The organism is Nocardioides sp., assembly GCF_036401255.1.
GTDB lineage: Bacteria > Actinomycetota > Actinomycetes > Propionibacteriales > Nocardioidaceae > Nocardioides.
Window position 1 is genome coordinate 1 of sequence record NZ_DASWVI010000220.1, and the last position, 9,070, is coordinate 9,070.

Genomic DNA, 9,070 nt, shown 5'->3' on the forward strand with positions numbered 1-9,070 from the left:
TGTCATCCCCTGGGACCAGGGCGGCCCGACCTGCTCGTGCAATCTCGTGCCCGCCTGCAGATTCCACCACAGGTTGAAGACGCACGGCGGCTGGCGGCTCGAACGGATCGGGCACCGGCTGTTCACCTGGACCAGCCCCCAGGGCCGCACCTACACACGACATACCTGAGCACCCGACCCCGCCGGCACCGTCGGCGGGGCCAAATCCATGCCTAGGCGGCGCCGAGTCGCCTCTGCGGACCGATCGACCACCCGACTCTCGTGTTCTCGACGGTGACCACAGCACGATCACCACAGGCCACCGCAAGCCGGGCGCCGGCGGCGACCACGCCTGCGCAACCACCGCGAACGGTGACCACGTCACCTCGCTGACCACGACCGCAACCGAGAGCATCCAGCCGGCGTCCCACCGGCATGAGGGCAACACTCGGGATCGTCGTCGCCTCGCTCGTGCTGGCCGGGTGCGGTGACGCTCAGCCCAGGGCGGCTGAACCAGAGCCCACACCCCCGGCTCCGTCGAGCAGCGCGTCGGAGTCGCCGAGCCCGTCGACGTCCGACCGGGTCATCCCCGAGGGCTTCCCGCTGCTGAACGGGTTCCCCGACGACCGGCAGGCCGAGCCGGGGCAGGGCCGCCGCGGCCCCAGTCGCGCGATGGAGCCGCTCGTCCCCGAAGCGTGCGGCGAGAGCGTCCCGCTGCCGGCCCACACCGATCTGCTCCGGGCCGCCTGGACCAACCCCGAGGACGACCGCGAGCGCCAGCTCGTCACCTTCGCCACGGTCGAGGAGGCGCAGGCGTACGCCGAGCAGGTGCTCACCCTGTTCCGGGCCTGCCCCGAGGAGACCACCTCGGAGGAGACCGAGGAGACGCGCCACGTGAGCGTCCACGACAGCCACCTCGGCGACTTCGCGGGCGCCGCGTCGACGCTCTACCGGATGTACGGCTTCCGGGCTCCGGGCCTGACGACCTGGTACGTCGTCCGGGTCGGTGCGGCTGTGCTGCTGACCGTCACCTACAACGAGGGTGGGGCCGGCGCCGACCCGGACCAGCAGGCCGCCGACCAGCGGGCGCGCGATGCTCGTGCGATCACCGGGGTCGTCGAGGCGATGGCCACGATCGAGAACTACCCCTCCGAGCCGCCGTTCGGGCCAGAGGGCTTCGGCCCGGTGCGGCTCGGCATGTCACGTGACGAGCTGCTCGCGCTGCCGGGCGTTCGCATCACCGGCGGCAATGGCGTCTGCGAGGACTTCGAGGCGGGCGGCGTCATCGGCCACCTCCAGCCAGCCCTCGGCGTCGCCGTCCTCTCCATCCATGCCGACCTCGAGACTCCCGAGCGCATCCACGAGGGCTCCACCCTCGCCGAGTTGCGCGCCGCCTACCCCCGTGGCACCTACGACGACCCGTGGTACTCCGTGGCTCTCACCCGGTACGGCGATCGTTCCTACCGGTTCGAGCTACACCCCGACGGCCATGTGATCGGCGTGATGCTGCTCCTCGACGCCCAGCACTGCGGTGGCTGACCTAGTCCGTATCGAACGGCGCGTACGCCCGGCGGCCCTCACTGATCTCCTGGTTCAGCTCAGTCAGCCGACGCACGATCTCGCGGTCGTCCTGCGCAACCGAGGCCGGCCAGCCGTAGCAGTCGGCCACAGCGACATCGAGTTCACGGTGCAGCGCCTTCAGGTCGGCCCAGGCGCCCTCGTCCACCGCGTTGTAGAGCTTGGTCAGCCCGATGCCCTCGGCCAGACAGATCTCCGAACGCCGCGCCAGCAACCGCCGAGACGCCTCCGCCACCCGGTCGCGCTGCGCTGCAGAGACCGGATCCGGCCAAGCAAACGTCATGAACACCGAGGATGGCGTGTACCTCAGGTCGCCCTTGAGGGTCGAGGACTGTGCCCATGCCCAGGACCCGTGGGTTCGGGACAGGAGGATGCTGGCGGAGTAGTCGTCCTCGAACGCAAAGACGTTAGTCAGGTTGCTCGGACACGTCCAAGCCTCTTGCCACCCGAGCAGCAGTCGCTTGCCGGTCGCTGTTCCTGCGAGATACCGCATGCGCCCGTTCAGGGCCGTTCGCATCTCATGTCTGGGCCGACCGAACCGCCACCATTCCTCTCGGAAGCGGCGATCCCTGTTCCGATCGCGTTCGGGCCGGACTCGATCTCGAACGATCGCAAGCGCCGCCGGGAAACGGCCTGCCTCTTCCAAAGTCCGATGGGCAAAGTCGATGGTCCACCGGCTCGGTGACTGGTCGGGTTGGTTGGCGATGTCCTCGCCGACGAGGTAGGGGCGAACCACCTGCCGATAATCAGCCGATGAGTCTGCGAGAAGGGTCGCGGCCTCCTCCGCGGAGAGCAGGAATCCCGCACCTACGGGTATCGGACCTTGGAAGCAGAAACCCTTGTTGACCGAGAGGGTCTGCGGCTTCCAGCGATTACCGCTCGACTCCGTCAAATCCGGGCCGATGCCGGTCACCTCTATCCCGTCGAGGACGAGTAGGGACGGAGGATCATCTGGTCTGCTCACCCAGTTGACAATGCTGACGTGCACCTTCGCATCGCCACCTCTGGCTGTGGACTGCATCCGTGATGACGCCGCCACCTTCTACGACATACGCAAGGGACGCTGCGCGGGCCTTGTTCTGCGAAATCGAGTTCGTGCCGACCAGACCCGCACGCTGCCCAGACCGCAAGTGGTCGGCGGCACGACGGAACCAGTACGTGCAGAAGTCCTTCACCCCAACCCCGAACTCCCGCTTCAGCCAGTCGACGTACTCGTCGCCGAAGTTCCCGCGGATGTGCTGAGACCCCAGGAACGGCGGGTTGCCGATGATGCAGTCCGTCTCGGGCCACGGCACCCGCAGCGCATCGGCCTGCCGGATGGACGACAGGTCCTGGAGCGGGAGTGCGGGCTCGGCCTCGCCGTAGAGGTCGATCATCTGCCGATGACCCATCCAGAGAGTGACTCGGGTGATCATCACCGCCCGACTCTCGATGTCGATGCCCTGCAGGTTGTGCAGGGGGTAGTACGGCTCGGGATCGGCAGGAACGGGCAGCCCGGTCTCGGCAGCGAGATGCCGGATCCGCTGCTTGAGCTCGGACTCGAGGGCTCGCAGCTCGCGGTAGGCGACGTAGAGGAAGTTCCCACAGCCACAGGCTGGATCGAGCACGCGGAACCGGCACAGCTTGTCGAGCACCGCACGCGCCTCGACCGGGGTGGTGGTCGCGTCGAGACGCTCACGCCAGGGCCGGATGATCGTCGGCGTGACGATCTTCATGATGTCGACCTCGTGGGTGTAATGCGCCCCGAGCTCCCAGCGCCGCTCGCGCCCCAGGACGCCCTCGAGCAGCGAACCGAAGATCGTCGGGTTGACCTTGCGCCAGTCGAAGGCCGTCGCCTTCAGGAGAAGCTCTATCTCAGAGCGGTTCAGGCCCACCTCGGCGGGGTGGGCGAACAGATCACCGTTGACGTACTGCGTGCCGGCGAGCCGCCCGGTGCGGTTGTGGCTGCCCTTCTGGTTCAGCACCCGGAACAGGTGACCCAGCTCGGCGGCCGAGCGATCCGGGTCGTCGAGCACCACGCTGAGCGTCGCCTGGAACGGATAGCCGTCCAGCATCGTCAGGTCCTCGGCGAACATGCACCAGACCGACTGGAGGATGAAGCGCTGGAGCTCGTTGGGTGGTGCGGCAGATCGGTCGACCAGCGACTTGAACACCTCGGCGACGACCTTCGCCGCCTCCTTGGTCAGCTCGCGGTAATGCTCCGTGAACGACGGCTCGACTGTCGGACCGGCCAGGAACGCGAGCGCGTCGTACCGGTCCGGGAGCTCCGTCAGCGGGAACTCCGCGACCGGAGCATCGGGGTAGCGCCCGTACTCCCAGATCGCCACCTCTCGGAAGTTGCAGATCACGATCCAGCGCGCCGCCGGACGGCCGGCGGCGCGATCCGAGGACGCTCGCCAGTAGCGCTCGACCTGCTGTTGTGCGGTCGCAACCGGGACGGTCGGGGCCTTCATCTCGATCAGGGCGATACCCGGCCAGTGCAGGTCCATGAACCCGCCGGTGGTGGGCACGTAGAACTCGAACTCCGCGCCCACCTCGCGCCGGTCGCTCCCGTAGCACTCGAAGAGCTGGTTGAGGAACGTCTGCGCCTCGGACTTCTCCGAGCCGGCATACGTCGCCCAGCGCTCCACGAACGTGCCGAGCGCGCGCTGGATCTCCTCGCCGCTGGGCAAGGCTCAGATCAACCGTGTGTCGGCGGAGTAGTACGTGTCCTGCGTCAGGCGCTTGCGGACCCGCTCCAGGTCGCGGATCGCGTCGCTCAGGGCCAGACCGGCGTTGACGTCGACGCCGTCCTTCTCGACGGTCGTGCGTGCCTTCTTGGCACGGGTGAGCGCGTACTCGATGTTCAAGAGCACGTCCGACACCTCGGCGGCGGCACGCTCACGAGCTACCTGGTCGTTGCTGCGCTCCGGCGCTGGCTGACTCATCGGGCCCTCTCGTACGTCGTTCCCGCCCACACCCTAGGGCAGGCTCGCAGGTCGATCGGCCTCGACGCGAGGGCCAGTTCTGATCTGTGGAGAGGCCACGCCAGAAGCCCACAGATTCCACAGGCGGCGGGCGCCCTGTGGATGGACGAAGGGCCCCGGGCGGACAGCCCGGGGCCCCTCGTCGTACGCGGTGGATCAGAGCGAGGCGAGGACCTCACGCATGAGCGCGGCGGTCTCGGACGGCGTCTTGCCGACCTTGACGCCGACGGCCTCGAGGGCCTCCTTCTTGGCCTGCGCGGTGCCCGACGAGCCGGAGACGATCGCGCCGGCGTGGCCCATCGTCTTGCCCTCGGGGGCGGTGAAGCCCGCGACGTAGCCGACGACCGGCTTGGTCACGTGCTCCTTGATGTACGCCGCGGCCCGCTCCTCGGCGTCGCCGCCGATCTCGCCGATCATGACGATCGCCTTGGTGTCCGGGTCGGCCTCGAACGCCTCGAGGGCGTCGATGTGGGTGGTGCCGATGATCGGGTCACCACCGATGCCGATCGCGGTCGAGAAGCCGTGGTCGCGCAGCTCGTACATCATCTGGTAGGTCAGCGTGCCCGACTTCGACACCAGGCCCACCGGACCGGTGCCCGCGATCGTGGCGGGCGTGATGCCGGCCAGCGACTCGCCCGGCGTGATGATGCCGGGGCAGTTCGGGCCGATCATCCGGGTGCCGGCCGTGTTGGCCGAGCTCTGCAGGTAGGCGAACACCTCGGCGGTGTCCTGCACCGGCACGCCCTCGGTGATCACGACCAGCAGGCCGATGCCCGCGTCGATGGCCTCGATGCAGGCGTCCTTGGTGAACGCCGGCGGGACGAACACGACCGACACGTCGGCGCCGGTCTCGGCCATCGCCTCCTTGACGGTCCCGAACACCGGCAGGTCCTTGCCGCCCAGCTCGACGGAGGTGCCGGCCTTGCGGGCGTTGACGCCGCCGACGATGTTGGATCCCGCCTCGACCATGAGGGTGGTGTGCTTGGAGCCCATGCCACCGGTCATGCCCTGGACGATGATCTTGGAGTCCTTGTTCAGGTAGATCGACATTGCTTCGTGGTCTCCAGTCTCAGGCGTTCGCGAGCTCGGCGGCCTTGTCGGCCGCGCCGTCCATGGTGTCGACCATGGTGACGAGGGGGTGGGCGGCCTCGGCGAGGATCCGGCGGCCCTCGTCGACGTTGTTGCCGTCGAGACGTACGACGAGCGGCTTGGTCGCCTCGTCACCGAGGATGTTCAGCGCGCCGACGATGCCGTTGGCGACCTCGTCGCACGCGGTGATGCCGCCGAAGACGTTCACGAACACGGCCTTGACCTGCTCGTCGCCGAGGATCACGTGCAGGCCGTCGGCCATCACCTGGGCGTTGGCGCCGCCACCGATGTCGAGGAAGTTCGCGGGCTTGACCCCGCCGTGCTTCTCCCCGGCGTACGCGACGACGTCGAGCGTGGACATGACCAGGCCCGCGCCGTTGCCGATGATGCCGACCGACCCGTCGAGCTTGACGTAGTTGAGGCCCTTGGTCTTGGCCTGCGCCTCGAGCGGGTCGTCCTCCTCGTGGATCACGAAGGCCTCGTGCTCCTCGTGACGGAACTCGGCGTTCTCGTCGAGCGACACCTTGCCGTCGAGCGCCTCGAGCGTGTCGCCGGCAAGGCGCGCGAGCGGGTTGACCTCGACGAGCGTGGCGTCCTCCTCGACGAACACCTTCCACAGCGAGAGGACCATCTGCACGGCCTGGTCGGTGAGCGCCTCGGGGAACTTGGCGTCGGCGACGATCTCGCGCGCCTTGGCCTCGTCGACGCCCGCGCCCGGGTCGATCGGGATCTGACGGACCGCGTCGGGGTTGGTCTTGGCGACCTCCTCGATCTCGACGCCACCCTCGACGCTGGCGATGCAGAGGTAGCGCCGGTGCGCCCGGTCGAGCAGGAAGGAGAAGTAGTACTCCTCCTCGATGCTCGCGGCGGGGGCGATGAGCACCCGGTTGACGCGCAGGCCCTTGATCTCCATGCCGAGGATCGCCTCGGCGTGGGTCCGGGCCTCCTCGGGGGTCTTGGCGAGCTTGACGCCGCCCGCCTTGCCACGGCCACCGGCCTTCACCTGCGCCTTGACCACCACGACGCCGAGCTTCTCGGCCGCTGCCTGAGCCTCGTCGGGGGTGTGGGCGACGATGCCGAGAGTGACCGGTACGCCGTGCTTGGCGAAGAGCTCCTTCGCCTGGTACTCCATCAGATCCACTGATCCACCATGTTCCTCTTATCGGAGCGGGCGGACGTGCGGTGACGTCCGCGCGCCGCTGGGATGTCGCTCGGGGTCCTCGGGCACCCTAGTCCGCGCTCCGGCCCACGACGAGGCCCGGGGGACGTGACGCATGGCATATGGGCCCGGGCACATGGTCCCGACGAGGCGTCCCGACGAGCGTCCCGGGCGGGCAGCAGCGGGTCAGCCCGCCGCGTCGTCCGCGAAGTGCTCGGCCACCCAGCCGGTGATCTCGCCGGTCGCCGCACCGGGGGTGAAGACCTTCGCGACCCCCATCTCCTCGAGCAGCGGGATGTCCTCCTCGGGGATGATCCCGCCGCCGAACACGACGATGTCGGCGGCGTCGCGCTCCGCGAGCAGCTCCAGCAGTCGTCGGAACAGGGTCATGTGCGCCCCGGAGAGCACGGAGAGGCCGATCAGGTCGGCATCCTCCTGGATCGCGGTCTCGACGATCTGCTCGGGCGTCTGGTGCAGGCCGGTGTAGATGACCTCGTGCCCGGCGTCGCGCAGCGCGCGGGCGACGATCTTCGCGCCCCGGTCGTGGCCGTCGAGACCGGGCTTGCCGACGACGATCCGGAGTCGCGAGGAGCCCGCCGAGGGGCTCGCCGAGGGCGTCGCGGCAGGTGTGGTCGGGGTCATATCCGCAGGCTAACCCACCGGCGGGGCCGGGGTGACGCTGCCCACGTCAGGGGCGATTTCTCGCCGGAACGGGCGCAGGTACCCGGATTTCCTGCCGATGATTCCTCAGAAGGATTCTCGCGCCCGTGATCTTTCCGTTACAGTCGGGCGTCGCCGTCTGAACCCCGAGCAGCGGAGAACACATTCATGGGCAACCACCGAGCGGAACGCCGCGGCACCAGCCGCCGTCCCTCGGACCTCGCGACCCCGGTCGACGCCCCAGCGCCGGCAGCGGTCGCCGGGAAGCGTCGGGCCGCCCCACCGGCCAAGGCCCCGAAGCTCCTGCAGACCGCGAAGTCCCCGAAGTCCCCCAAGACCGAGCACGCCGAGAAGACGCACCCGGTGACGCCGGCCACACCCGGCCGACGTGCCCACCGGCACTCCGCGCCGCGCGGGCCGCTCTTCCGCGGGCTCCCCTCGCCGCCGATCCTGCTCGGCGTGGCCGCGCTGGCGATCTCCGCGGGCGGCGCCGTGACCGCCGCGAACGGAGGCCTGAGTGAGGAGGCGCCCCGCTTCAGCCAGGCGAGCGCCCTGAGCGGCGCCAGCGACGTGTCCCGCGTCAACCTGCTCGACCGCCGCACGATCAGCCGTGACTCCCAGCGCGACGCCCTCGAGGACGCCGCTGACGCGCAGCTGGTCGCCCAGGCCGAGGACCAGCTCAAGCAGCGCGACGCCGCGCTCGCCAAGCTGGCCAAGCTCACCCAGGCGCAGGCCGACAAGCTCCGGCTCAACCAGTGGGTCCTCCCGGTCGCCGGCTACCACCTGACCGCCGGCTTCGGCGAGTACAGCGGCCTCTGGTCGCACTACCACACCGGTCTCGACTTCGCGGCCCCCAGCGGCACGCCCATCGTGGCGATCGCCAACGGCGTGGTCACCTCGGTCGGCTACGACGGCGCCTACGGCAACAAGACCGTGATCACGCTCGACGACGGCACCGAGCTGTGGTTCTGCCACCAGACGTCCTACACCGTGAACGTGGGCCAGGAGGTCCGCGCCGGCGAGCTCATCGGGTACGTCGGCTCCACGGGCAACGTCACCGGCCCCCACCTGCACCTCGAGGTGCGCCCCGGTGCCGGCGACCCGGTCGACCCCTACCAGGCCCTCGTGGTCCACGGGCTTCAGCCTTAGCAAGGACGCGTCAGCGGCCTTGCTCCAGGGCGAGGTCGAGTAGCCGCGCGACCGAGGAACGAGGTCGCGACCGGCGTATCGAGACCCATCCGAGTCGCGCGGAACGTCTCCACTGGTCGGCCCACAAGTCGAGGCCGTCTCCCGTCGCGCCGGGTCTCGACACGCGGGTCGCGGCTTCGCAAGCTCAGCCGCGCCGCTTGCTCGACCACCATCAGAAGCTCTGATGCGGGCTTCGCCCGATCAGAGCTTCTCGACCGGGGCGTAGCGCAGCAGCAGGCGCTTGACGCCCTCGGAGCCGAAGTCGATCGAGGCGACGGCCTTGTCGGCGACGCCCTCGAGCGCGACGACGGTGCCCATGCCGAACGAGTCGTGCAGCACCCGGTCCCCGGGCTCGAGGCTCGGGATCTCGCGGGCCGGCTTGGCCCGGGCCGCCGCGTCGGCGCGGACGGCGGCGGCGGAGAAGTTCCGGCGGCCGGCCGCGGTGGGCGAG

Annotated in this window: 8 protein-coding genes and 1 pseudogene; 2 read left to right on the forward strand and 7 right to left on the reverse strand. The window is 69.4% G+C overall.

Annotation, left to right across the window (positions count from 1 at the left end):
• Window positions 1-414 precede the first annotated feature (414 nt).
• A complete protein-coding gene (locus VGD85_RS10300; protein ID WP_331063348.1) occupies window positions 415-1,518 on the forward strand; it encodes a hypothetical protein in 1,104 nt (367 codons plus the stop codon).
• 1 nt (window position 1,519) lies between these two features.
• Here the strand turns inward: VGD85_RS10300 and VGD85_RS10305 are convergent, their stop codons facing one another.
• From VGD85_RS10305 to VGD85_RS10330, 6 genes are all read right to left on the reverse strand, one after another.
• Window positions 1,520-2,470: a type IIL restriction-modification enzyme MmeI gene (locus VGD85_RS10305; RefSeq protein WP_331063349.1), complete on the reverse strand. Its 951-nt coding sequence runs from the start codon at window positions 2,468-2,470 to the stop codon at window positions 1,520-1,522.
• 34 nt (window positions 2,471-2,504) lie between these two features.
• The gene (locus VGD85_RS10310) at window positions 2,505-4,229 is read right to left on the reverse strand and encodes a DNA methyltransferase (protein WP_331063350.1); all 1,725 of its coding nucleotides are present in this window, start codon (window positions 4,227-4,229) and stop codon (window positions 2,505-2,507) included.
• Window positions 4,230-4,232: 3 nt separating this feature from the next.
• Entirely contained in the window at window positions 4,233-4,484 is a 252-nt protein-coding gene (locus VGD85_RS10315; RefSeq protein WP_331063351.1) for a hypothetical protein, read from the reverse strand.
• Between the two features lie 195 nt (window positions 4,485-4,679).
• Complete coding sequence (gene sucD / locus VGD85_RS10320; protein ID WP_331063352.1) at window positions 4,680-5,573, reverse strand: succinate--CoA ligase subunit alpha; 894 nt, start codon at window positions 5,571-5,573, stop codon at window positions 4,680-4,682.
• Between the two features lie 19 nt (window positions 5,574-5,592).
• Window positions 5,593-6,753 (reverse strand): ADP-forming succinate--CoA ligase subunit beta, encoded by a 1,161-nt coding sequence (gene sucC, locus VGD85_RS10325; protein WP_331063353.1) that lies wholly within the window; start codon window positions 6,751-6,753, stop codon window positions 5,593-5,595.
• Between the two features lie 204 nt (window positions 6,754-6,957).
• On the reverse strand, window positions 6,958-7,413 hold the full coding sequence (locus tag VGD85_RS10330) for a cobalamin B12-binding domain-containing protein (protein ID WP_331063354.1): 456 nt from the start codon (window positions 7,411-7,413) through the stop codon (window positions 6,958-6,960).
• A 186-nt stretch (window positions 7,414-7,599) separates the two neighbouring features.
• Between VGD85_RS10330 and VGD85_RS10335 the strand changes: the two genes are divergently transcribed.
• Window positions 7,600-8,580, forward strand: a complete 981-nt coding sequence (locus tag VGD85_RS10335) for a M23 family metallopeptidase (protein ID WP_331063355.1) — start codon at window positions 7,600-7,602, stop codon at window positions 8,578-8,580.
• Between the two features lie 240 nt (window positions 8,581-8,820).
• Here VGD85_RS10335 and VGD85_RS10340 read toward each other — a convergent pair.
• Window positions 8,821-9,070 (reverse strand): annotated as a pseudogene (locus VGD85_RS10340) (ATP-dependent DNA helicase PcrA); the annotation flags it as partial.

Excerpts from the sequence above, each read along its gene's own strand:
- sucD (WP_331063352.1), bottom strand. The coding sequence starts at position 5,573 with ATGTCGATCTACCTGAACAAGGACTCCAAGATCATCGTCCAGGGCATG.
- VGD85_RS10315 (WP_331063351.1), bottom strand. The coding sequence starts at position 4,484 with ATGAGTCAGCCAGCGCCGGAGCGCAGCAACGACCAGGTAGCTCGTGAG.
- VGD85_RS10330 (WP_331063354.1), bottom strand. The coding sequence starts at position 7,413 with ATGACCCCGACCACACCTGCCGCGACGCCCTCGGCGAGCCCCTCGGCG.
- VGD85_RS10300 (WP_331063348.1), top strand. The coding sequence starts at position 415 with ATGAGGGCAACACTCGGGATCGTCGTCGCCTCGCTCGTGCTGGCCGGG.
- VGD85_RS10335 (WP_331063355.1), top strand. The coding sequence starts at position 7,600 with ATGGGCAACCACCGAGCGGAACGCCGCGGCACCAGCCGCCGTCCCTCG.